The sequence below is a fragment of the Frankia sp. AgB32 genome, from assembly GCF_023243045.1.
Lineage (GTDB): Bacteria > Actinomycetota > Actinomycetes > Frankiales > Frankiaceae > Frankia.
The window spans coordinates 24,019-45,928 of record NZ_JALKFX010000075.1 but is presented as its reverse complement, the minus strand read 5'-3'; the positions used below and the strand labels follow the sequence as shown (position 1 = coordinate 45,928).

At 73.2% G+C, this 21,910-nt stretch carries 24 protein-coding genes and 1 riboswitch; of the genes, 11 read left to right on the top strand and 13 right to left on the bottom strand.

Features of this window, described 5'->3' with window-relative positions:
* Positions 1 to 324: 324 nt before the first annotated feature.
* The 3 genes from MXD60_RS19035 to corA form a co-directional block, all read right to left on the bottom strand.
* Complete coding sequence (locus tag MXD60_RS19035; RefSeq protein WP_518468250.1) at positions 325 to 1,428, bottom strand: C40 family peptidase; 1,104 nt, start codon at positions 1,426 to 1,428, stop codon at positions 325 to 327.
* A gap of 4 nt (positions 1,429 to 1,432) precedes the next feature.
* Positions 1,433 to 1,609: riboswitch (cyclic di-AMP (ydaO/yuaA leader) on the bottom strand.
* Between the two features lie 344 nt (positions 1,610 to 1,953).
* On the bottom strand, positions 1,954 to 2,337 hold the full coding sequence (locus tag MXD60_RS19030; protein ID WP_248820671.1) for a hypothetical protein: 384 nt from the start codon (positions 2,335 to 2,337) through the stop codon (positions 1,954 to 1,956).
* 430 nt (positions 2,338 to 2,767) lie between these two features.
* On the bottom strand, positions 2,768 to 3,976 hold the full coding sequence (gene corA / locus MXD60_RS19025; RefSeq protein WP_248820670.1) for a magnesium/cobalt transporter CorA: 1,209 nt from the start codon (positions 3,974 to 3,976) through the stop codon (positions 2,768 to 2,770).
* Between the two features lie 336 nt (positions 3,977 to 4,312).
* Between corA and MXD60_RS19020 the strand changes: the two genes are divergently transcribed.
* Entirely contained in the window at positions 4,313 to 5,026 is a 714-nt protein-coding gene (locus MXD60_RS19020; RefSeq protein WP_248820669.1) for a PhzF family protein, read from the top strand.
* Positions 5,027 to 5,089: 63 nt separating this feature from the next.
* On the opposite strand, the gene MXD60_RS19015 is transcribed toward MXD60_RS19020, so the two are convergent.
* The gene (locus tag MXD60_RS19015) at positions 5,090 to 5,473 is read right to left on the bottom strand and encodes a hypothetical protein (RefSeq protein WP_248820668.1); all 384 of its coding nucleotides are present in this window, start codon (positions 5,471 to 5,473) and stop codon (positions 5,090 to 5,092) included.
* A gap of 182 nt (positions 5,474 to 5,655) precedes the next feature.
* Here MXD60_RS19015 and MXD60_RS19010 point away from each other — a divergent pair, with 182 nt between their 5' ends.
* The 6 genes from MXD60_RS19010 to MXD60_RS18985 all read left to right on the top strand — a co-directional run bounded on the left by MXD60_RS19010 (position 5,656) and on the right by MXD60_RS18985 (position 11,110).
* Entirely contained in the window at positions 5,656 to 6,435 is a 780-nt protein-coding gene (locus MXD60_RS19010; protein ID WP_248820667.1) for a hemerythrin domain-containing protein, read from the top strand.
* Positions 6,436 to 6,575: 140 nt separating this feature from the next.
* Complete coding sequence (locus tag MXD60_RS19005; protein WP_248820666.1) at positions 6,576 to 7,772, top strand: PP2C family protein-serine/threonine phosphatase; 1,197 nt, start codon at positions 6,576 to 6,578, stop codon at positions 7,770 to 7,772.
* A complete protein-coding gene (locus MXD60_RS19000) occupies positions 7,772 to 9,445 on the top strand; it encodes a sensor histidine kinase (RefSeq protein ID WP_248820665.1) in 1,674 nt (557 codons plus the stop codon). The genes MXD60_RS19005 and MXD60_RS19000 overlap by 1 nt, the downstream gene beginning before the upstream one ends.
* Complete coding sequence (locus tag MXD60_RS18995) at positions 9,442 to 9,882, top strand: response regulator (RefSeq protein ID WP_248820664.1); 441 nt, start codon at positions 9,442 to 9,444, stop codon at positions 9,880 to 9,882. The genes MXD60_RS19000 and MXD60_RS18995 overlap by 4 nt, the downstream gene beginning before the upstream one ends.
* A 46-nt stretch (positions 9,883 to 9,928) precedes the next feature.
* Positions 9,929 to 10,588 carry a TIGR03085 family metal-binding protein gene (locus tag MXD60_RS18990; protein WP_248820663.1) on the top strand — a complete coding sequence of 220 codons (660 nt, stop codon included), beginning with the start codon at positions 9,929 to 9,931 and terminating at the stop codon, positions 10,586 to 10,588.
* A gap of 42 nt (positions 10,589 to 10,630) precedes the next feature.
* Entirely contained in the window at positions 10,631 to 11,110 is a 480-nt protein-coding gene (locus MXD60_RS18985; RefSeq protein ID WP_248820662.1) for an NUDIX hydrolase, read from the top strand.
* Between the two features lie 26 nt (positions 11,111 to 11,136).
* On the opposite strand, the gene MXD60_RS18980 is transcribed toward MXD60_RS18985, so the two are convergent.
* Positions 11,137 to 12,453, bottom strand: a complete 1,317-nt coding sequence (locus MXD60_RS18980; RefSeq protein WP_248820661.1) for a glycoside hydrolase family 26 protein — start codon at positions 12,451 to 12,453, stop codon at positions 11,137 to 11,139.
* 537 nt (positions 12,454 to 12,990) lie between these two features.
* Between MXD60_RS18980 and MXD60_RS18975 the strand changes: the two genes are divergently transcribed.
* Positions 12,991 to 13,479: a CD225/dispanin family protein gene (locus MXD60_RS18975; protein ID WP_248820660.1), complete on the top strand. Its 489-nt coding sequence runs from the start codon at positions 12,991 to 12,993 to the stop codon at positions 13,477 to 13,479.
* A gap of 6 nt (positions 13,480 to 13,485) precedes the next feature.
* Positions 13,486 to 13,881 carry a CD225/dispanin family protein gene (locus tag MXD60_RS18970; RefSeq protein WP_248820659.1) on the top strand — a complete coding sequence of 132 codons (396 nt, stop codon included), beginning with the start codon at positions 13,486 to 13,488 and terminating at the stop codon, positions 13,879 to 13,881.
* Here the strand turns inward: MXD60_RS18970 and MXD60_RS18965 are convergent.
* The 7 genes from MXD60_RS18965 to MXD60_RS18935 all read right to left on the bottom strand — a co-directional run bounded on the left by MXD60_RS18965 (position 13,850) and on the right by MXD60_RS18935 (position 20,151).
* A complete protein-coding gene (locus MXD60_RS18965; protein WP_248820658.1) occupies positions 13,850 to 14,575 on the bottom strand; it encodes a cytochrome b/b6 domain-containing protein in 726 nt (241 codons plus the stop codon). The genes MXD60_RS18970 and MXD60_RS18965 overlap by 32 nt on opposite strands.
* A complete protein-coding gene (locus tag MXD60_RS18960) occupies positions 14,562 to 15,221 on the bottom strand; it encodes a molybdopterin-dependent oxidoreductase (protein ID WP_248820674.1) in 660 nt (219 codons plus the stop codon). The genes MXD60_RS18965 and MXD60_RS18960 overlap by 14 nt, the downstream gene beginning before the upstream one ends.
* A 122-nt stretch (positions 15,222 to 15,343) precedes the next feature.
* Positions 15,344 to 16,018 carry a CD225/dispanin family protein gene (locus MXD60_RS18955; RefSeq protein ID WP_248820657.1) on the bottom strand — a complete coding sequence of 225 codons (675 nt, stop codon included), beginning with the start codon at positions 16,016 to 16,018 and terminating at the stop codon, positions 15,344 to 15,346.
* Positions 16,019 to 16,132: 114 nt separating this feature from the next.
* Positions 16,133 to 16,954 carry an ABC transporter gene (locus MXD60_RS18950; RefSeq protein ID WP_248820656.1) on the bottom strand — a complete coding sequence of 274 codons (822 nt, stop codon included), beginning with the start codon at positions 16,952 to 16,954 and terminating at the stop codon, positions 16,133 to 16,135.
* Positions 16,951 to 18,036: an ABC transporter ATP-binding protein gene (locus MXD60_RS18945; RefSeq protein WP_248820655.1), complete on the bottom strand. Its 1,086-nt coding sequence runs from the start codon at positions 18,034 to 18,036 to the stop codon at positions 16,951 to 16,953. The genes MXD60_RS18950 and MXD60_RS18945 overlap by 4 nt, the downstream gene beginning before the upstream one ends.
* Before the next feature lie 133 nt (positions 18,037 to 18,169).
* Positions 18,170 to 18,811 (bottom strand): response regulator, encoded by a 642-nt coding sequence (locus MXD60_RS18940; RefSeq protein WP_248820654.1) that lies wholly within the window; start codon positions 18,809 to 18,811, stop codon positions 18,170 to 18,172.
* Positions 18,808 to 20,151: a sensor histidine kinase gene (locus MXD60_RS18935; protein ID WP_248820653.1), complete on the bottom strand. Its 1,344-nt coding sequence runs from the start codon at positions 20,149 to 20,151 to the stop codon at positions 18,808 to 18,810. The genes MXD60_RS18940 and MXD60_RS18935 overlap by 4 nt, the downstream gene beginning before the upstream one ends.
* A gap of 136 nt (positions 20,152 to 20,287) precedes the next feature.
* Here MXD60_RS18935 and MXD60_RS18930 point away from each other — a divergent pair, with 136 nt between their 5' ends.
* Both MXD60_RS18930 and MXD60_RS18925 read left to right on the top strand, forming a co-directional pair.
* Complete coding sequence (locus MXD60_RS18930; RefSeq protein WP_248820652.1) at positions 20,288 to 20,731, top strand: hypothetical protein; 444 nt, start codon at positions 20,288 to 20,290, stop codon at positions 20,729 to 20,731.
* A complete protein-coding gene (locus tag MXD60_RS18925) occupies positions 20,728 to 21,384 on the top strand; it encodes a dTMP kinase (protein ID WP_248820651.1) in 657 nt (218 codons plus the stop codon). Before MXD60_RS18930 ends, MXD60_RS18925 begins: the two co-directional genes overlap by 4 nt.
* Positions 21,385 to 21,413: 29 nt before the next feature.
* On the opposite strand, the gene MXD60_RS18920 is transcribed toward MXD60_RS18925, so the two are convergent.
* Positions 21,414 to 21,866 (bottom strand): hypothetical protein, encoded by a 453-nt coding sequence (locus MXD60_RS18920; protein WP_248820650.1) that lies wholly within the window; start codon positions 21,864 to 21,866, stop codon positions 21,414 to 21,416.
* Positions 21,867 to 21,910 lie beyond the last annotated feature (44 nt).

The following is a 21,910-nucleotide window of genomic DNA, read 5'->3' as shown; positions in this document are numbered from 1 at the left end:
GAGGGCGGGGGGGCGGGCGGGGGCCTGCCGGCCGGAGGGACGGCAGATGGGGGGCCCAGCTGACGTCCGTCCGGTCGGAAGGACAGCAGCCGACGAAGGCGGGAGCGCGCGACCGAGGGTCAGTCGGTTCGCCGCGAAACAAGGCGGGGTGGGGGGGCTCCGTTCGCGACCGAAGGGGGGAGGTCGCGAACGGAGCTACCCAGGGCCTGCTGGACGTGGACGGTCAACCGACACAGTCGTCAGCAGACGACAGTGCTCAGCAAACCGAAGCCCGAGGCGGCATCGTGGGCGCCCTGGCACGCTCGGGTGGCGCGCGGGAAGGTTCTAGACTCGCCCGACGTAGTACGAGGTCGTGTAGATGGCCTGCAGCTTGACGACGCTGCCGGTGTGCGGCGCGACCCACATCATGCCGTCGCCGGCGTAGATGCCGACGTGGTAGATGTTGCCGGGCGTGCCGAGGAAGATCAGGTCACCGGGCTGCTTGTTGTACATCGAGACCCGGGTGGTCGCGGCGAACTGGGCGTCCGTCGTCCGCGGCAGCGTCTTGCCGAGCTGCTTGTAGACGTACTGGACGAGCCCGGAGCAGTCGAACGAGCTCGGGCCATCGGCGCCGTAGACGTACGGCTTGCCGGCCTGTAGGGAGGCCAGGTAGACCGCCTTGGCACCGAGGCCGCTGGCGGGCAGGGGCACGTTGACGTTCACCGACGGGATGGCGGCGATCGCGCCGATTCCCGCGGCCGCCGCTCCGGCGACCTGAGCGGCGCTCGGGGTCTGCACGGTGAGGGTGGCGTCGTTGGCCGAGTGGGCCGACTGCAGGGCGTCCGTACCGTCGAAGATCGCGGTGACGTTCGTGGTGGTGAGTACCCGCGCCGTGTAGGAGGCGTAGCCCTGGGCGTTCGTCTGGAGGTGCTTGAAGGTGGCCCACCCGGTGGGGAGCTTCACCTGCACCTTGACGAGCTGGTCCGCCAGCGGCTCGTGGGTGGCCTCGTTGAACAGCGAGAAGCCGACTTCGACCGGCTGGTTCGCGGCGACGTGGAGGTCCGGGTTGGTGACCCGCAGGCCGACCTGGGCCTTGCCGGCCAGCGGCGGGGCCTCGAGCCCGATGGACGTCCCGAGAGCGGCGCCGGTGCCGTGCGAGCTGACGGCGGCTGCGGCGATGCTGCCGCCGAGGGCGGCGCGGGAACCGATCTGGGTGGCGAGAGCGACCGGGGCCGTGTTCGACGACTCGTCCCGCACCGTGTCGGCGTGGGTGTCGGTGGCGCAACCGGCGAGGCCAACACCGGCGACGGCGACGGTCCCGGTGGTCATCGCGGCGAAGGCGCGTGCACGGGCCCGACTACGGGCGGCCGGCTGAGGTGACGGGGCGCGGTGACGGCCGCGACCGGCAACTCGCGAATCTTCGTCGAGCTCCAGGCTTTGCGCGGACAACAAGTATTCCTTCCCGTACGCCTGCGAAGTGAGCTGTCGGGTTCGGGCTGGGCTGCCCGGTCCGAGGCGTGGCCTTCACGCACTCGGACTTCACCCCGAGACCAGCACCGCGGATCGGTGCCGGCCGGTGGAGGTGGGTCCCCCGCTCCTGCCCCAAGTGACGACTCGGAGGGGACACCTGGGCCGGGGGCAGGATTCGGCGTTCGGCCCGGTGTTGTTTCGTGACGTCGGCAGTGAGACTAGTCCACTCGGATGGGGCGGGTAAACACTAGTCCTTCCCAACTACAGGCAGTGTGCACCGAAGTGCCACCCGCCCCGGGGCTGTCCCCCGGGGGTGGCGCGGCCACCGTGGCCGCCGCTCCGTTCCGAAAAACCCCTCCTGTGCTGCGATTTCCGGCGAACGAAGGGTGAGCGGCGGGGAGCCCGTCGCCGATTAGGACGGAGGTGGTCCCCCGGTGTCCCGCGGGGGTCCCGGCGCAGCCGGTTGCGGAAGGTGCCCGCGTGAACGGCGGTGGTACCGGCTGCTCAGCGACCCCGACCGCGGCGGGTCAGGAAGCCCGCGGCGTCGAGCACCTGGAGTTCGACGGCGAGCTCGTGAACCTCCGGCGGCAGTGAGCGCTGGTGGGCCAGCGCGGTCAGGGCGGCGCGCGCGTGGTCGGCCAGTTCGTCGAGGGCACGCTGCCGCTGGCGCATCCGGGCCCGCTCCTCCTGGATGGTGCGCACGGTGTCCTCCTGCCAGCGACGGGTTCGCAGGATGTGCTCGCTGGCGTCGGCGGCCTGGCGTTCGGCGTCCTCCAGTCGGTTGAGCAGCCCGTCGAGGACCTCGAGCCGGCCGGCCAGTTCGACCATCAGGTCGTCCCGGTCGGGCAGCGTGGCGGTCTCGCGCCGCTTGGGGTCAGACGAGGGCATGTACTCCCCTGGCGGGTGGCGGGATCGGGGGGTGACCGCACCGAGCGACGGGTACGCGACCCGGCTGCTCCGACACGGTTGGTTACGGTAACCGACAGGGGCGCCCGGGTGTAACCCATCGTACGGATTCGTCGGGACTGTCAAGTAATAGCAATAAAGAGCTATGGACCCTCTGTCGGTGGCGCATGCTCCGAGTTCATCGTCCGTCCGGTTCGTTTGCGTGATCAGGCTGCGGGACGCGGGCTGCCGCGGTACCCACCGTGCCGGCTCCGGTACGGCAAACGGGGTCGTCGGCCTCGGCTCCCACCGGTCGGGCGCACCAGGATGTTGGCCGCGATACCCGGTCGGGGGCGGCTGTCCGGACGTTCGCCCCCCGTCGGCCGTCACCTTCCGTCACACCCGGCCGGTCTCGATGCCTCCCGGGTCCGGCTTACAACCAGCCGTTGCGTTTGAAGGCCCGATACAGGCAAACGCAGGCGGTGGCCATCACTGTGAGAACCGCGGGATATCCCCATACCTGATGCAGCTCGGGCATGTGGTCGAAGTTCATTCCGTAGATTCCGGCGAGCGCGGTCGGCACGGCCGCTATCGCCACCCAGGCGCTGATCCGGCGCATGTCCTCGTTCTGCTCGATGGCGAGCTGGGTGAGCGTGGCCTGCAGCACCGAGGACAGCAGCTCGTCGAAGTGCCCGATCCGCTCGCTGACCTGTTCCAGGTGGTCGGCGACGTCGCGGAAGTAGCGCCGCATCGCCGGCTCGACCAGCCGTGGGCTGTCCGAGAGGAGCGTGCGCAGCGGACCGGCGAGCGGCTGGACGGCGTGCTTGAGCTCGAGCAGCTCCCGCTTCATCTGGTAGGCGCTCTCGGTGGCCGGGTTCCGCTCGCGCCGGAACACGCCGGCCTCGATCTGGTCGACGTCCGCCTGGATTCTCTCGACGGTGTCCACGTAGTCGTCGACGATGCGGTCGCAGATCGCGTACAGCACGGCGGTCGGACCGTGCCGCAGCATCTCGGGCGCTGCCTCCAGCTCGCCGCGCAGCCTCGTCATCTCGCCGTGGCTGCCGTGCCGCACGGTGACGACGAAGTCCTCGCCCAGGAAGATCATGATCTCGCCGGTGGTGACCACCTCCGACGTGCCCGTGAGCTCCTGGTGCGCCACGTAGGTGGCGGTCTTCAACACCATGAACAAGTGGTTCTCGTACTGCTCCAGCTTGGGCCGCTGGCCGCCGGTCACGGCGTCCTCCACGGCGAGCTTGTCCAGGCCGTACTCCTCGGCGATCGTGGCGAGCTGCTCGTAGGTCGGCTCGAACAGGCCGAGCCAGGCGAAACCGGCCCGCTCGGACCGGGCCAGCCGCAGCGCGTCGCAGTGGTCGACGTCCATCGTCACGCGCCGCCCGTGGCTGTACACGCCGCAGGCCATCACCCTGCCGTCGGGCGCGGTCGGGATAGGCGCCGACCGGGGCCGGCGGCGCTTGCGCCCGACCCGGACCAGCGACACCGCCGGACGGCTCAGCGCGCCGGCGAGCCGGTGCGCGTTCACCGAGGCATGCTCCAGGGCGTCCAGCACGGGATGCTCCGCCTCGTGGCGCCTGGGGCCGCCCGGTTCCGCTGCCCGCGGTACCGCCGCGTCGTCTCGCGTCATCGCGTCCTCCCTGAGATTCGGCAAGCCTGAGATTCGGCAAGCCTGAGATTCGGAATGCCGGGTCCGGCCGGTCCGGTTCCGGGCGGCGGCGGCCGCCCATGTCGGGCCCGTCCCATGGTGACGTCCCATGGTGGCAACGCGGCGACCGTGGTCAGAGGGCGATCCCCGCACCCTGACCACATGGTCAGGTTGACTGTGTCAGCGTGGACGGAAACCGGTGGCGGTGGTCCGTCTGGTGCGTACTGGCAGAACTCGCGTACAGGCAGAGCTGACGGACTGGCCCGGGCTGCCGGAATCACCCGGGTCAGCGTGCTGACGGGCTGATGGGAGGCGAAGGTGACGGAGATCGAGGTACGCAGACTTCGGGTTTTCACCGACGAGACCGGTGCCGCGGGCAGTCTGCTCGACGTCGTGCTCGATGCCGTGAAGCTGCTTCCCGATGCCCGGGAGCGGGCGGTGGTCGCGCGGCGCCTCGGTGCCGTCGCCACGGTCTTCGTCGACGACGTGGAGCTCGCCGAGCTGGAGGTCTACACCCCCGGACGGCAACTGCCGACGGCGGGTGACGCCCTCGTCGGCGCGGCCTGGTTGCTGGGCCGGCTGCTTGGCGGGCATCCGGCGGTCCTGCGGCCGGCCGGCGGTGACGCGGTGAGCTGGCAGGAGAACGGTCGGGTGTGGGTGCGTGCGGCGCTGGCCGGACTGCCCGGCTGGACGCATCACCAGGTGGCCTCCCCGGCCGAGGTCGACGCGCTCACGCTGCCGCGCCCGGCCGGGGAGGACCTGCGCCAGGTCTGGGCCTGGCTGGCCGAGCCGGCCGGGCGTGTGCGGGCCCGGGCGTTCGGCGAGCGGCACGGGGTCGCCGAGGACGAGGCCTGCGGGTCGGCGTCGATGCTGCTGGCCGCCGCGCTGGACCGGCGGTTGGAGATCCGTCACGGGGTCGGGTCGGTCGTGCTGGCCGCGCCCGGGCCGGCCGGCTTCGTGGACGTCGGCGGCCTCGTCGTCGAGGACGAGACGCGGCTCATCGACGATCTGGACGAGCTCCTCGCCGGCTGAGCCCGCGCCGGCGGCGGCGGCGCCGCGGCCTGGGCCGGCCGCGGGCCGAGGTCGGTTCCGGACTCAGCCGGCCGCGTCCGCGGGGCAGCGCAGCCCGCGGGTCCAGGCGCCCTCGGCGATCTCCCCGCGGGCGTCGATGATCGCCCAGTCGATGATGTCGGCGCTGGGGATCCGCAGTAGCGCGCCCATCCGGATGTGGGCCAGCGACGGGTGGGCGCCGTCGTTCAGGCTGCGCCCGCGCAGCAGGGCCGGACTCGGCCAGCTGGACACCCGCGCCCAGGGCCATTCGGCTTCGGCCCCGTCCGGGATCGCCACCTGATGTCGGACGATCAGGCTGCCCAGCGGCGGAAGGTCATGGCCGAGGAACCGGCGGCGAATGTCGGCAAGACGCGAGCGAGCGGCGAATATCGCCTGGTCCCGGGCTAGGGGGACATTGCTGGCAGCCATGGGTGCGATAGTAGTCGAAAGCTGTCGCAGGGTAGGCATCCCGGCGGGAGTCTGGCACGGTTCGTTGACGAGGGGATTGCAATACGTGAGGCTGGTCGGGATGCGCTCCTGGTCGGTGGGGCGTAACTTCGAGGTATCGGCGACTTTCCGTAAGGAATCTGTCTCTTACCGGCGAGGTGACCATGGCTGAGGCGTTGATGACCCTGGTGGACGCGGCGCACTCCGATGCCGCCCGCCTCGTCGGGATGGCCGACGGCCTCGGTGCCGCGGCCGGTCCGTCGGAGGGACCCGCGTCCGACCCGCGGCAGGCCCTGCACGCCAGTGACGCCGCCGTCGCGGCGATCTCCGCCCACCTCGGTGTGATGGAGGCGGTGGTCTACCCGGAGCTGGCCCACCGGGTGCCGGGCAGCCGGGCGCGGGTCGCCGAGCTCGGCCGGCTGGCGCGGCGCTGCTCGTCGGTGATGCGGGGGATCGAGCAGTACGTGCAGGGTGATCTGAAACACCCGGCGGACAGCGTCGCGAGCCTTCGCCACGACCTCGCCGGGCTGCTCGAAGCGCACACCCGGGCCGAGGACGACCTGCTCCGGGAGTTCGATGCACGCCTGACCGACCCGGAGCGGGACCGCCTGCTCGGACGCTTCGCCGCCGCCATGCGCCACGCCCCGACCCGCCCCCACCCGCACCTCGGCCACGGCGGCGCCGGGCGCGGCAGCCTGGCTCTTCGCCTGCTGGGCACCGTCGATCACCTGCTGGACGTGATGGACGCCCGCGAGGTGGCCGGCGCGCCCGTCCGGGAGCCCGCGCCCGCCGGGCTGTGGGGCTGGTACCTGCTGGGCCGCCCGACGTCCGTGGCCCCGGAGTGGCCGGCGTCGGAGTCGTCGGCGTCGGAGATGCCCGGGACCAGCGCGGAGCCGGCCGGACAAGGCACAGATCCCCGACGGACCAAGGCCGATATGCCCTGACCTGATGGTGAAAGATTGCTGACCGCGGTCCGCCGGGCTGCCCGTTCGGTGCTCCCGTCCGCGCGATCGCCCTTCGACATGCCATGCTTCGGGTCCATGATGGGCCAAAATGGCCCGCGCATCGCACTGCCGAGGAGAGAGTGTCAGCAACCGAGAGCGCCGCGGTCCGCGCGTCGGAGTCCGATCCGGCGAACGTGATCTGGCCGATCCTTCTCGTCGAGGATGACGACGCTGATGCCTATCTGGTGTCAGAACTGCTCGACGAGGCCGCGGCGCCGGTCGAGGTAACCCGGGTACGTACCGTGGCCGAAGCGGTACGCGGCAGTGCGGGCAGCGCCTGCGTCCTGCTGGACCTGGGCCTGCCGGACAGCGAGGGCCTGTCGGCGCTGCGCCGGCTGCTGGCGGTCGAGTCCGGCGCGCCGGTGGTGGTGCTCACCGGTCTCGTCGACGAGTACCGAGGCGCCGAGGCGGTGGCCGGCGGCGCCCAGGACTACCTGGTCAAGGGCCAGGTGAATGGTCGTGACCTGGTGCGCGCCGTGCGCTACGCCATCGAGCGCAAGCGGGCCGACACCGCCGCCCGGGCGCTGCGCGAGTCGGAGCTGCGCGCCAACGAGCGGGCCCGCCTCGAACGCGGCCTGCTTCCGCGCCCCCTCTACGACGACCGCCGGCTTCGGCACACCGCCCGCTACCGCCCGGGCCGGCGCCAGTCGCTGCTCGGCGGCGACTTCTACGACATGGTGTCGACTCCGGACGGCACGGTGCACGTCCTGCTCGGCGACGTGTGCGGGCACGGGCCGGACGAGGCCGCCCTCGGGGTGAGCCTGCGCATCGCCTGGCGCACCCTCGTGCTCGCGGGGGTCCCCGAGGCCGACCGGCTCGGCTACCTGCAACGCGTGCTGGTCAGCGAGCGTCTCCACGACGAGATCTTCGCGACGGTCTGCGCGCTGTCGGTCGCGCCCGACCGGGAGAGCGCGCGGATGCGCCTCGCCGGCCACCCGCCGCCGGCCCTGCTGCACCCGCGGCTCGCCGCCCTGCCGGGCGCCGTTGTCGGCCCCGCCCTCGGCATCCTCGACGAGGACCTGACCGAGGAGGTCCACGTCGAGCTCGGCTCCCGCTGGGCGGTGCTGCTCGCCACCGACGGTCTGCTGGAGGGGCGCGACGGCCCGGGCGGGGAACCCCTCGGCTGGGAGGGCGTGCTGCCCGAGATCTCCCGCCTGTGGCCGGACGGCGGCCCGGACCACCTGCTCGACAGCCTCATCGACCGGGTCGAGGCCCGCAACGGCGGTCCGCTCACCGACGACGTCGCTCTCCTTCTTCTGCTGTGGGGGGACGACTGATGACCGCGGCGCCGGAGCTGGCCTCGCCGGCGGGACAGGCATCCCCGGCCGGGGCGCCGCCGCGCGGCTGGCTGCTGCGCCGTCGCCTCGGGGTGACCTACGCGGTCGCGGCGGTGGTGCTGCTCGCCATCGCCGGGACGGTCGCGTGGTCACTGGTCCGGCTCGAGGACGCGATCCACACGCGCAGCGACGAGCTCGCGCCCGCGCTGCTGAGTTCCACGCAGCTCGTGAGCAGCCTGGTCGACCAGGAGACCGGCATGCGCGGCTACCTGCTGCAGGGCACCGAGGACTACCTCGAGCCGTACAACAACGGGCGGCGGCAGGAGCCGGTCTACCTCGCCGAGCTGCGTCAGCGCCTCGCCGGTCGGCCTGATCTGCTGGCCGAGGTCACGGCGCTGAACCAGCGCACCCACGCCTGGCACACCGAGTACGCCGACTCCGCGATCGCCGCGGTGCGCGCCCGCGGCACGGCGGCCGCGAAACAGGTGCCGCTGCTGCGCGGCAAGATGCTGTTCGACCAGGTCCGGGCCGCGGCCGACGACCTGGGCACGGCCTTGCGCACGCGGGCGGTGATCGCCCGCCACAACGTCACCGGCGCGACGCGGTCCCTGGTGGTCGCGCTGTCGATCGGCGCGGCCGTGCTGATCGCGCTGTTCGCGGCGATCGCCTGGGCGTTGCGGACCTGGGTGACCCGGCCGATCGAGCGGATCGGCCGGGATGCCCGCACGGTCGCCGCCGGCGAGCTCGACCACGTCGTCGAACCCGCCGGCCCGCCGGATCTCGCCGCGCTCGCCGCAGACGTCGAGTCGATGCGCCAGCAGCTCCACGGCGAGCTCGGGGTGGCGCAGGCCGCCCGGGTCGCGGTGGAGACGCAGGCCGACGCGCTGGCGCGGTCCAACCGCGACCTGGAGCAGTTCGCCTACGTCGCCTCGCACGACCTGCAGGAGCCGCTGCGCAAGGTGGCGAGCTTCTGCCAGCTGCTGGAACGGCGCTACGGCGACAAGCTCGACGAGCGCGGCACCCAGTACATCGCCTTCGCCGTCGACGGCGCGAAGCGGATGCAGCAGCTCATCAACGACCTGCTGGCGTTCTCCCGGGTCGGCCGCACCACGGAGAGCTTCGTCGAGGTGCCGCTCGGGGACCTGTTCGGCCGGGCCACCACCACCCTGTCGCTGACGATCGAGGGCCTGCGGGCCGAGGTCACCGCGGACGAGCTGCCCGTGGTGCGCGGCGACCCGGTGCTGCTCACCCAGCTGCTGACGAACCTGATCGGCAACGCGCTGAAGTTCCACGGTGACGATGCGCCGCGGGTGCACCTCGGCGTGACCGAGCAGCCGGATCACTGGGAGTTCACCTGCCAGGACAACGGCATCGGCATCGACGCCGAGTACGCGGAGAAGATCTTCGTCATCTTCCAGCGACTGCACGGTCGTGAGGTGTACGAGGGCACGGGCATCGGGCTGGCCCTCTGCCGAAAGATCCTCGAGTTCCACGGCGGCCGGATCTGGCTGGGCGCCGACGCCCGCCCGGGCACGACGTTCCGCTTCACGCTGCCGCGCCAGACGGCGCTCGCCGCCGCGGTGGAGCCCGTCGCCCCCGTCGACGTCCTGGCCGCCGCCGCCAGCGCCAGCGAGGTCGCCCCGATCACCAGCTCACCCGGAGGATCCCCGTGACCGAACCGATCGTCCCTGTCGAGGTGCTGCTCGTCGAGGATGACCCTGGCGACGTCCTGATGACCCGGGAGGCCTTCGAGGACCACAAGCTGCGCAACCACCTGAACGTGGTCAGCGACGGGGTGGAAGCGCTCGCCTACCTGCGCGGCGAGGGGCAGTACGCCGGGGCCACCCGCCCCGACCTGATCCTGCTCGACCTCAACCTGCCGCGGCGCGACGGCCGGGAGGTCCTGCGCGAGGTCAAGGGGGACGAGCGGCTGCGGCGGATCCCCATCGTGGTGCTCACCACCTCCGAGGCGGAGGAGGACGTGCTGCGCAGCTATGACCTGCACGCCAACGCGTACATCACGAAGCCGGTGGACTTCGAGCGGTTCGTGGCCGTGGTCCGCCACATCGACGAGTTCTTCGTGACTGTCGCCCGGCTCCCCGGTCAGTAGTGCCACCTGCCGCGGCGGCGGCCGATCCATCGCCTAGAGTGCGGACATGGCGACCGGATCGCAACCCGCTCCGCGGCGGGCGCGCGTGCAGCGGCAGGCACTGGCCGAGCTGCTCACCGAGCTCGGCCCGGGGCATCCCACCCTGTGCGCCGGCTGGACCAACCATGATCTGGTCGCTCACCTCGTCACCCGCGAACATGTGCCCTGGGCCGCCCCGGGCCTGGTGATCGGTGGCCTGCACGGCCTCACCGAGCGGGCCGAGCGGGCCACCATGCGCTCGCACACCTACCCCGAGCTGGTCGAGACCTTCCGCGCCGGGCCGCCCTGGTGGCAGCCGACCCGTATCGGGCTGTTCGACGACGCGACGAACTTCGTGGAGTACTTCGTCCACACCGAGGACGTCCGCCGCGCCGTCCCGGGGTGGAAGCCGCGGGAACTCGACGAGACGGGCCGGGGCGCGATGTGGGCGGCGCTGCGGCTGATCGGTTTCGCCGGGTTCCGCCGGGCGGGTGTCGGCGTGGTCGCCGAGCGCGTCGACCGGCCGGGTCGGCGTGTCCTGCGCTCCGGTGAGCCCGGTGTGGAGATCGTCGGCATGCCGGAGGAACTGGTGCTGTACGCGTTCGGTCGGACGACCGTTGCCCAGGTCGAGCTGCGCGGCGCCGAGACCGAGGTCGAGCGCCTGCGGGACACTCCGGTCGGCCTTTAGCCACGGCCACGGCCACGGCCGCCGGCTGCGAGGCTGGTGGGTATGCCCCTGAAGTCCCGGTTGGCCGCGCGCGTCGTGCTGGTCGACCCCGCCGACGCGATCCTGCTGCTCGAATCGCACGATCCGACCCTCGCCGCGGCGCCCCGCTGGTGGCACGTGCCCGGGGGCGGTCTCGACCCGGGGGAGACCGCCGAGCAGGCCGCGGTCCGGGAGGTGTTCGAGGAGGTCGGCTACCGGCTCGCCGAGCCCGGCCCGGCGGTCGCCACCCGCCGCTCGTCCTTCACCTACCTGGGCCGGGACTACCGGCAGGCGGAGACGTTCTTCGTCGCCCGGGTGCCGCACCGTATCGAGCTCGACGCCTCGTCCTGGACGGAGACCGAGCGTCGATCGATGCTCCGCTGGGCCTGGTGGACCATGCCGGAGCTGCGGGCCACGGCGGAGACGGTGTACCCGACCGCCCTGGCCGGGCTGGTCGAGGGGTGGCTGCGGTCCGGCCCGCCGGCGCGGCCGATCCGTCTGTAGGACGGGGCCGCGCCGGCGGGCCGGGCTCACCACAGCGAGGCGTAGGTGGCGGCGCCGCTCGGGTTCTCGGTCGGGTTGATCAGCGACGAGTGCACGTTGCCCGCCGCGGAGTCGTTGAAGTACGACTCGTAGGCCAGCACGTCCTTGTTCGCCTTGAACGTGTTGTACATGTCGCGGATGTAGACGGGGTTGTCGCCGCCGGCCTGCCCGGCCTTGCCCGCGCCGGTGTCGGACTTCCCGACCAGGCCCCATTCCGGCACCGAGAACTGCTTGCCGTGCACGCGCGCGAACGCGATCACCGAGCACAGCCCGGTGTCCTGGGCGCACTGCGAGGCGAACGCGACGTCGGTGGTGCTCGCCGGCCACTGGTCGTAGCTGTCGATGCCGATGATGTCGACGTAGGCGTCACCCGGGTAGACCGACCAGGCGCCGCCGCTGTGGGCGTTGAGCGCCCAGTCGATACGGGCCTGCGGGTCGGTCGAGCGGATCGCGCTGACGACCTGCCGGAAGCAGTTGACCCAGGTGGTCGCGTTGGTCCTGGACACCGACCAGGGGAACCAGTTGCCGTTGAACTCCCAGGCGAGCCGGGTGATGGTGGCTGGCCGGCCCTTGCTGACCAGCCAGCGGCCGTAGTCGGCCCAGTGGCTGGAGTAGGCGCCGCTCGCGCAGGAGTTCATGTCGCCGCCGCCGGTGGGGAAGAACGGCTGCGAGATCACCCAGGTGCCGCTGAACGTGGAGAACTTGTCCGGTCCGCTGCCGACCCACGGATTGGTGATGGTCTGCCAGCTGCTCCGGTCGGCGAAGGTCATCACGACGGAGGCCGGCGAACCGCGGAAGGCCTCCCATGCCTGCAGCTGCTTCAGCGAACCGGCGGCCACGCCGCTCATGCCACCGGGCACCGAGCCGCCGCCACCACCGGCCGGCACGGCGGGGGCCGCGGGCACCGTCGGGGCCTGCGCGGCCCGGGTGGTGGGGGCCGGCGAGGTAGCCGGCCGCGTGGTCGTGGTCGTGACGGGTTGGCTGCCAGTGCCCGTCGCCCGTGGGTCTCCCGGGGTCGCGCTGGCGGTGGGGATGGTGGTGGGGGTGCCGGCCCGTGCCGTCGTGCTGGGCTTCGGGGTGGGCGTGTTGTGATGCGGCCGGATCCGGGCGGCGGCGGCCTCCACGGTGGCGGAGCCGTCGCTGGTCTCGTCGGTCGGGACGAGGGTCCAACCCAGTCCCGCGGCCAACAGGGCGAGCACGCCGAGCGAGGCGATCCAGGCAGGGTGTTGCGGGCGGCGGCGGCGGCGACGGGAGCCGGCGCGGGCGGTAGGCGAGTTGGGCGGACGCTCCACTCGGTGTTTCACCGCGGTATCCCTCCGTGCGTGGCGTGTCGGCGTCAGAACCCCCCCGGGTCCCGGGCTTCGAGATCGAAGCTCATGACCTCCATGTCGCGCAGCGGCCAGAGATGTGGGTGTGTGGTCGGGATACCCCCTCGGTCTCCCGACCGTTTTCCTGGTCAGATGTGACCAGACATTACACGGACGATTTTCATGCTGCCGTCCTGGCATGAGAGTTATGCACGATTTGCCCTAGTCATCGATCCGTGAGCGATGTGTGGTCCTTGTTCTATTGGTGGGTTTCGCCGTCCAACGGTCATGAGGGGTTCCCCGTGAGTGCACGTCCGGCCCGGCCGAACCGACCGGGCCGACCGGCCACGGGCCGCCACGGACCCCGGGAGCGTGCAGCTGACCGCGCCGCCGAGCTTCCGCCGGACGGCGTGGGACAGCGTTGGTTGTGCCACAATGTGCGCGGTCCGGGCGCCGCCGCGAGGTACACATCCGTGACCGCGTGGGCCTCGTCCGGCCCGCGCCCGCCCCGCCGCATCTCCAGGAGCCCGCCGTATGTCCCAGCCACCCGAGTACCCGCCGGGCGGATATCCCCAGGGTGGTTACGACCAGGGCCAGGGCGGTTATGGCCAGGGAGGGTACGGCGCTCCGCAGGGGTACGGCCCGCCCCCGGGTGGTTACGGTGCGCCGCAGAGCTACGGGGCACCGAACTACGGCGGCCCGGGCGGGTTCGGCCCGCCGCCGCCGTACGGCCAGCCCGTCCCGAACTACCTGTGGCAGTCGATCGTGGTGACGGTCCTGTGCTGCCTGCCGGCCGGTGTCGTCGCCATCATCTATGCCACCAAGGTCGACGGCCGCCGGGCGGTGGGCGACGTTGACGGCGCCCTCGACGCATCCAGGAAGGCGCGCCTGTGGTGCATCATCTCGGCTGTCGCCGCGCTCGTGCCCCTGATCATTCTGATTGTTGTGGGCGTTTCCGGCGGGTTCAGCACGAGCAGCAGTTCGAGCTCGTCGTACTCGACGCTCGGACCCGTCTCCGTCTGAGCCGCCGTGTCGAGCCCGCCCGGTGAGCCGCGGGGCCCGCTGTCCCCGGGCTCCCGCGGGGCGCTCTGGCTGGAGCGGGGACGGGCCTGGATCCAGGGAACGCCACCCGCGGAGCTGGTCCCGCGCGACGCCGCAGCCGACGCGGAGCTGCCCGTGCGGACCTACCTGTGGCAGTCCCTCGTCGCGACACTGTTGTGCTGCCTGCCGACCGGAGCCGTCGCGCTCGTCCACGCGTCGATCGCGCAGAACCGGTTGCAGTCCGGCGATCTCGCGGGGGCCCGGCAGTACTCGGCGCGGGCCCGGCGCTGGTGCGGCGTCTCGCTCGTCGCGTTCGTCGCGGTGCTGCTGCTCTACCTCGTCGCCGTTGTGATCATCGTGGCGGTCGCGCAGCATCGGAGCTGACCGGTCGGTCCGGCGGCTGCTCGGCCGGCGCGGCCAGCCAGGCAGGGTGTTCCTGGGCGGCCCACCAGGCGGGGACCAGGCCGGTGCGGATGCCGAGCCGGGCCGACGGGTCCGCCGCCGCCATCCACAGATGGCCGAGCACGCCGAACAGCAGGCCGTACGCGAGCAGGTCGTGCACGAACGTGGCCCCGGTGCGGTAGGCGACCGGCAGCGCGCCCAGCGGGCCGGCACCCCATTGCATGATCACGCCGGTGCCGAGCATGACCAGGATGCCGCCGGCGACGAACGCGGCGTAGAGCTTCTGCCCGGCGTTGAACTTCCCGACCGCACCGGCGACCCGCGCCCGCTCCCGGGCCCGCCGCCAGGCGCCGAACCGGACGTTGGCCCGCAGCCACGCCCCGTCCGCGGCGGTGAACCGGTTGAGCGCGCGCGCCTCGCGGCGGTAGGCGGCCGAGCCGACGGCCGCCAGCATCGGCACCGGCAACGCGAGGCCCGCGTACAGGTGCACGGTCTCGACCAACCGGCGGCGCCCCACCAGTTGGGACAGCGCCGGAAGGTAGAGCACGGCGCCGGTGAGCAGGCAGCAGCCGAGCAGCGCCGCCGTGCACCAGTGCACCAGGCGCGGCACCCGGCCGAACCGGTGGACCAGGCCGGACGCGCGCGGGTCAGGCCGGGTCGGCTCAGGCCGGGTCATCGTCGCGGCCGTTCGAGCGCCCGATCCAACCGTCGACGTCGTAGCCGCGACGTTCCCAGTAACCGGGCTCGACCGCCCCCACGGCTTCGATCTCGCCCAGCCATTTGATCGACTTGTAGCCGTACATCGGTGCCACGTACAGCCGGACCGGCCCGCCGTGGTCATAGGTCACCGGCGCGTCCAGCATCCGCAGCGCCACCAGCACGTCCGGCCGGGTGGCCTGGGGCAGGGTGAGGCTCTCGGTGTAGCTGCCGTCGAAGGAGCGCAGTGTCAGTGCCCGCGCCGAGGGCTGGACGCCGACCGCGGCGAGCAGGTCGCTCAGCAGCACCCCGGACCAGCGCACGTGGTCCACCCGCCAGCCCGTGACGCACTGGAAGTCACGGACGAGGGTGGTCTGCCGCATCCCGCTGAGATCGGCCAGCGACAGCGTGCGGGCCTGGTCGACCAGGCCGTGGACGCGCAGCCGGTAGTCGGCGGGTCCAAGCTTCGGCACACTGGAGGTCACCGAGTAATACCGGAATCCGCCCACCGGCACGAGGTCGGTGAGCCCCGTCGGGTCCCCGCGCCGGATCGGGGCGATGACCCGTTCGGCCGCCTGCTCGGCGCGCCCGCCGAACGCGACGCCGACGGCGCCCAGGGTGAGCATCCCGAGCACGACGCGACGTCCGACCGGCGAGCCCTCTGATGTCACCTTGTCAGTGAATCATCCGGGTCGGTGAAGCCTCGGGCGCCGGGTCGTCCCGGGGTCGTGCGCCCGCGGCCCGGATGTCAGCCGGGGGCGTGGCCGCCGGCGTAGCTCAGCACGCTGACGAGGATCGCCCCGACCACGGTGCCGGTCAGCGACCAGGTCCGGCCGAGCCGCGAGCGCCGCCGGGCAGCCTCGAGATCGCCGTGGGTGAGCAGGTCGGCCGTCCGGATCGCGTGCACCAGGCCGACCGCGCCGATCGGCGCGCACAGGATCGTGGCGACGATCGAGAGCACCAGGTGGTCGTGCACCCGCGGCGCCCGGTGGCTGTGCGGGCGGGGTGACGGATCCGCCGCGGCGGGCTCGGCGTTTCGGGTTGGCGGGGAGTGCTGGGCCTGCGGGAAGTGCTGGGTGGGCACCGTCCAGAGGCAGGCCGTTGTCCGGGGAGGAGGGGGGACCGGGTGGTGGCGCGCGGTCGCTCCGAGTCGGGTCTGGCCTGGCTCGGCTGGCGGCGGGACGACTGGGCGCGCGTCGTAGTCGTCCCGCCATTTCTCCAGCAGTTCACGGCTGGCGGTGACGAGCTGGATCGTGCGGACCGACTCGGGGCCCCGGCTGACGGGGCTGTCCGGGTGGTGGGCGCGGACCTTCGCCCGGTAGGCCCGGCGGATCTCGGCGCGGTCCGCTCGGCGGCTCACTCCGAGCACGTCGTACGCGTCGGAGTCGCCGAGCTCGCGAAGCAACCGATCGTACGGGCTCACCGTGGTGAACGTCCAGCGGCCATCGTTGGATCTCCCTTGCCACCAGACGGATACTCTGGGTGCTAGATCCTAGCCGGAACGTGTGTGATTACCCGGCTTCGTGTGGCCTTGATCTCACGCGGTGACGTCTCGGCGTGTCAGCGTGACCGCGCCCAACGCCGCAGCTCCAAGCGCGTAGGCCAGGCTGACGGTCAGTGCCGTCCCGTAGCTCGCGTCGGCGATGCCGCCCTGCCCCACCGCGTCGAAGACGAGACCCGGAAACACGTGGGTCGCGCCGCGCCACGAGCCCTGAACGATGTGTTCGAGCGGGAACAGCCAGGCCACGCCGACCGCCAGCGTGAGCGCGGTGGAGCGCAGCACGAGCCCGAGCACGGTGCCGGCCACCCCGAAGAACGTCGACGCCAGCAGGACGTTGCCGTACCCCGACCCGAGCGCGGCGGCGCCGTCGGCACTCCACCAGGCGCCCGTGTCGATGCCGCGGATCCGCGCGACGGCGTATGCCACGCCGACGCTGAGCGCGAGCGCCGCCGCCAGCGCGACCGCGACCAGCGTCAACATCACCGCCAGCCGGCCGGCGAGCCAGCCGAGCCGGCGGGGTTCGCGCAGGAACACCGTCCGCAGCGTCCCCTGGCTGTACTCGAGGGTGATGGTGATCGCGAAGACCAGGAAGATCAGTAGTCCGGTGAAGGTGCTGCCGCCGGTGAAGCCACGGGCGATCCCGGTTGCCGTGGCGAGCTGGTCGGTCGTGACGGCGAACCCGGCCGGACCCTCGACCGGCCGGGTGCGGGGCCGGGCCGGATCGGCCAGGCTGACGATCAGGACCGTCGAGAGCACGGTGAGCGCGCCCAGCAGACCCATCCCCACCACCGTGCTGGGGCGCCACAGCTTGATCAGTTCGGCCCGGAACGAGCGTCGCACGGCCAGGACGAGGTTCATCGGCTGGTCTCCTGATCGGTGCCGCGGGGCTCGGCGGCGGCCTGGGCGACCAGACCCTCGTAGCGGTCCTCGAGGCTGTGGCGGTGTGGCGTCATCTCGATCAGGGTGATCCCGCGGGAGGCTGCGGCCCGGTTCACGGCGGCGAGCAGCCGGGTGTACGCCCGGGGGTCGTCCGGGTCCGTGGCGAGACCGGCCACCACGGCGTCCGCCCGGCGGACCGCCGGCAGGTCCAGGCCCGCGAGCAGATCGGCGAGTGGGGCGACGTCCTCGTCATGCTCCGGGCGCAGGACGACCTCGACGGTCTGGCTCGCCATCAGCCGGTCGGTCGGCCCCTGGTAGGCCAGCCGGCCGCCCTCGACGACGATCAGCCAGTCGCAGATCTGCTCCACCTCGGCGAGCAGGTGGGAGGAGACGAGCACGGTCCGGCCGCGGTCCGCCCGCGCGTCGGCGGTCGGCTCGGCCGCGTCAGGCCCGGGCCGGGTCGCGAGCGAGCGGATCAGTTCCCGCATCTGCCGGATCCCGATCGGGTCCAGGCCGTTCGTCGGCTCGTCGAGAATGAGCAGGTCCGGGTCGGTGAGCAGGGCCGCGCCGATGGCCAGGCGCTGCTTCATCCCCAGGGAGTAGGACCGCACCCGGTCGTCGCCGCGACCGGCGAGCCCGACCTGGTCCAGGATCGCCTCGACGCGCGCCGACGCCTGGCCGCGGTCCAGCCCGGCGAGGGCAGCGAGGGCGGCGAGGTTACGCCGGCCGGATAGCGCCGGGTAGAGCGCCGGGCTCTCGATCAGCGCGCCGACCCGCGGCAGGTAGGCCACCGGCGACCGCAGCGGCTCGCCGAGGACACTGCCCTGCCCGCCGCTGGGCCGGACCAGGCCGAGCAGCATCCGCAGCGTCGTCGTCTTGCCTGCGCCGTTGGGCCCGACGAAGCCCGCGACCGCCCCCTCGGGAATCGTGATGTCCAGGCCACGGACAACGGTCCGCCGCCCGTACCGCTTCGTCAGGCCGCGCACGTCGATGGCGACGCGCTCGGGCGGCGGGATGGGATGGGCGGCCACCGCGGGGCGGCGGCCGGTCGTTGTCGTCATGCCGATCAGCGTCCCGGCCGGCGGACCGCCCGTCGTCCGTCCCCAGGCGGCATCCGGCTACGCAGCCGGACGCAGTCCGGCCGCCGCATCGAGGCGTAGCAAGCCGCACATTCTCACGCCAGGCTGTGGCGTGCTAGGCGAGGCCGGCCTGGTGGGCGAGGACGGCCAGCTGGGCGCGGTCGCGGGCGGCGAGTTTCACCATCACCCGGCTGACGTGGGTGCGGGCGGTCGCCGGGCTGATGACCAGCCGGGCGGCGATCTCGTCGTTGGACAGGCCGCGGCCGACGAGGCCCATCACCTCCCGTTCGCGGACGGTGAGGGCGTCCAGGTCGGGGGCGTCGAGCGCCGGGCGGCGGGCGAAGGTGTCGATGACCAGGCGGGTCACCGTGGGGGACAGCAGGGATTCGCCCGCGGCGACCACCCGGATCGCGCGCAGCAGGTCCGCCGGCTCCGCGTCCTTGAGTACGAAGCCGGACGCGCCGCCGCGCAGCGCCGCGAAGACGTACTCGTCCACCTCGAAGGTGGTGACCATGACGACTCGGGTCGCGGCGAGGTCCGGATCGGCGGCGATCGTCCGCAGCGCCGCCAGACCGTCGAGCACCGGCATCCGGATGTCGAGGAGCGCGACGTCGGGGCGGGTGGCCCGGACGGTGTCGACCGCGGCCCGGCCGTCCTCGGCCTCGCCGACGAGCTCCAGGTCGTCCTCGGTCTCGATGAGCACCCGCAGCCCCAGGCGCACCAGCGGCTGGTCGTCGGCGATCACCACCCGGATCACCGGCGGGCCGCCGCGGGTCCGGAAGGGTCGGCTGGTGCGGGACGGTCGGACTGCCGTGGACGTTCGGACTGTCGCGGGTCGTCTGCCGGGACGGGCAGGTCGGCGCGGACCTGCCAGCCGCCGCCGGCCGGGCCCGCGGTCAGGGTGCCGCCGAGCTCGGTGGCGCGTTCGCGCAGGCCGGCCAGACCGCGGCCCGTGACCGGGCCGTCCGGCGTCGCTGGCTCGGGCGTCACCGGCTCTGGCACCGGGGCGAGAGAGGCGATCGGGTCGGGGCTGTCGACGATGCGGACGGTGAGCCGGTCGGGCGTGATCGTCAGTTCGGCCCGGACCCGGGTGTCGCCTCGCCGGGCGTGGCGCAGCACGTTCGTCAGGGACTCCTGGACGATCCGGAACGCCGCGAGGTCGACGTCCGCGGGCAGTTCGGCGAGCCGCTCCTGGTCGCCGTCGATGATCAGCTCGATGGGGATGCCGCACATCCGTACCTCACGCAGGAGGGACGGCAGGCGGCGCAGGCCGGTCAGCGGCGGCGCGGGCGGTGCCGGCGGTGGGGGAGCGGCCGGTTCGCCGAGAGGTGTCGTGGATGCTGGTTCCGGCGGGTCGGTGCGGGTGAGGGCCAGGGTGGAACGCAGCTCGTCCAGGGCGTCGACGCTGGCCCGCCGGATCGCCTCCAGGGCGAGCTGGGCCTGTTCGGGCCGGCGGTCGAGGACGTGCAGGGCGACGGCGGCCCGCAGCGAGATGACGGACAGGCTGTGCCCGACGACGTCGTGCACCTCGCGGGCCAGCCGCAGTCGCTCCTGCTCGATCCGCCGCCGGGTGGCCTCCTCCTCGGCCTGGGCGGCGGTGACGCGGTTGCTGCGGACGAGGGTGCCGACGAGGGCCGGCACCCCGCACAGCAGGATCAGCCCGGCGGCCTCGAACGGCGTCGCCCAGCCGGTCGGCGTGTAGCCCCGGACGGCGGCGACCGTCCAGCCGGCCGCGATGACCAGCCCGGCGGCGGACGCGGCCCGCCAGGCCGTCCGCCGGCCGTGCCGCAGCCCGACGGCCATCGAGGCGATCACCAGCGGCACGAACGACGGCCCGTGCGGGTAGCCGGCGGCCGTGAACGCGGCGAGCAGCAGGCTGGCCGCCGCCAGCGCTCCCAGCGGGGACCGCCGCCGCAGCGCCACCGTGGCGGTGAGCAGCACGAGCAGCACGAAGGCCGGGGCGTCCAGCGGGTGCGCGGGCGGCACCTGCTCGTGCGCGGCGCCGTGCGAGCCCCCGATGGTCACCGCGGCGGCGCCGAGCAGCACTGCCGCGTCCCGGGCGGCGGCGCGCCGCCCGCCGCAGCCGGACCAGGTCATCTCGCGACGGTAGCGGGCGAGGGCGGTGACGGCATCCGTCCCGGGACGTACCCGGCCTACGGCGGACCGCGTAGGCGCGTCCGTCTTGCTAGTCTCCTGACGGATCTGGGCGGGCGCCGGGTGCCGAGGAGGTCGCATGCTGCTGTCGGGAACGCCCCCGACGATGCTGTCCCTGTGGTACCTCGCCGCCTGCCTGGCCGAGCGGGGTGACCGGCTGGAGTACCGGCATCCCCTGGTCGCGGTCCGCAATGTCAACAACGTGGTCGTCGGGGGTCTGGACGTGGTGCGCGGCGAGCCGGCGGCGTCGGCGGTCATCCGCGGGGACGGCTGGTGGTCGCGGCCCGTGCTCGGGACGGCCGCCGCCGGGATCCCGCCGGTCGAGGCCCGGGTGCTGACCGGCCTGTGGGCGAGCTTCCAGGGCAAGGCGGCGGCGGTGGCGCTGCTGCCGGCCGACCTGCGTTTCGCCCGCGTCGAGGCCGCGGCCGCCTGGGCCGGGGTGTCGCCGACGCTCGCCGGTCGCCTGCTGAGCTGGTCGGACGCGGTTGCCGAGCACTTCCGGCGACAGCCGGTGGTCGGATGATCATCGCGATCGAGGGGGTCGACGGAGCGGGGAAGTACACGCTGACCCGCCGGCTCGTCGCGCGGCTCACCGACGCGGGCCACCGGGTCGCCACCCTCGCCTACCCGCGGTACACGGTGGCGCCGCTCGGCCCGGCCCTGCGCGATCTGCTGGCCGGCGACGCGCGGCTCGCGGCCCTCGCCGCGGCGCCCCGGGCGACGGCGATGATGTTCGCCCTGGACCGGGCGGCGTCGCGACCCGAGCTCGACGCCCTGACCGCGGCCAACGACGTGGTGCTGCTCGACCGGTATGTCGCGTCGAACGCCGCCTACGGCGCGGCCCGGCTGCCGCTCGCCGAGCGCGCCGACTTCCCGGCGTGGGTCGCCGAGCTGGAGCTCGGGTCGCTGGCCCTTCCCGCGCCCGACCTGCAGGTCCTGCTGCAGGTTCCGGTTGCCCGGGCGCGGGCGGACGCCGCCGCGCGGGCCGACGGCGACCCGGCGCGGGCGCGGGACGTGTTCGAGGTCGACGACGGCCTGCAGGCCCGGTGCGCCCGGATGTACGCCGATCTTGCCGCGCGGAACTGGGTCTGCCCGTGGCTGGTCGTCAACCGGGAGTCGGGCGTGGCGTCCATCGAGGAGTGGCTGGCCGCGCGCGCTGCGTCGCGCCGGCGCTGACGGCGTCCGGCCGTCAGGAGTGTCCGCACTCAGCAGTCGAGGACGCAGGTCGGCAGGGTGACCGGCGGCAGCCGCAGGCCGGTGCTGGGGGAGGCCGACGGGTGGCGGCGCGGCAGGGAGAACTGTCGCGGCGCCACCATGGCGACGGTGGGAGCCGGGGTCGGCCGGACGGCGGTGTCCGCCGGCACGGGCCCGGCCCCCGACGCGGAGTCCTTGCGCCCGGTGCTCGGGGGCGTCGCGGCGGCCGTCGCCCGGCCCGGGCTCGCGGTCGAGCCCGACGCCGCACCGGCGGTCCGGCTGCCGGCGGTGCCGGCCGAGGTGGCCGTGGCCGTGGTACCGGCCCCGCCGGTGTCGTCGGCGGCCGGGGACCCGTTCGGCTGATTGATCAGCACTGCGATCGTGACCGCGGCGATGGCGACGATCCCCAACCCGAGTTGCGGGAAGCTGAGTCCGGGTTGTCCGTTGCGGCGATGCAGGCTCACCGAGGCTCCATCCGTCGACGATCGCGACGGCCGGACCGTAGCAC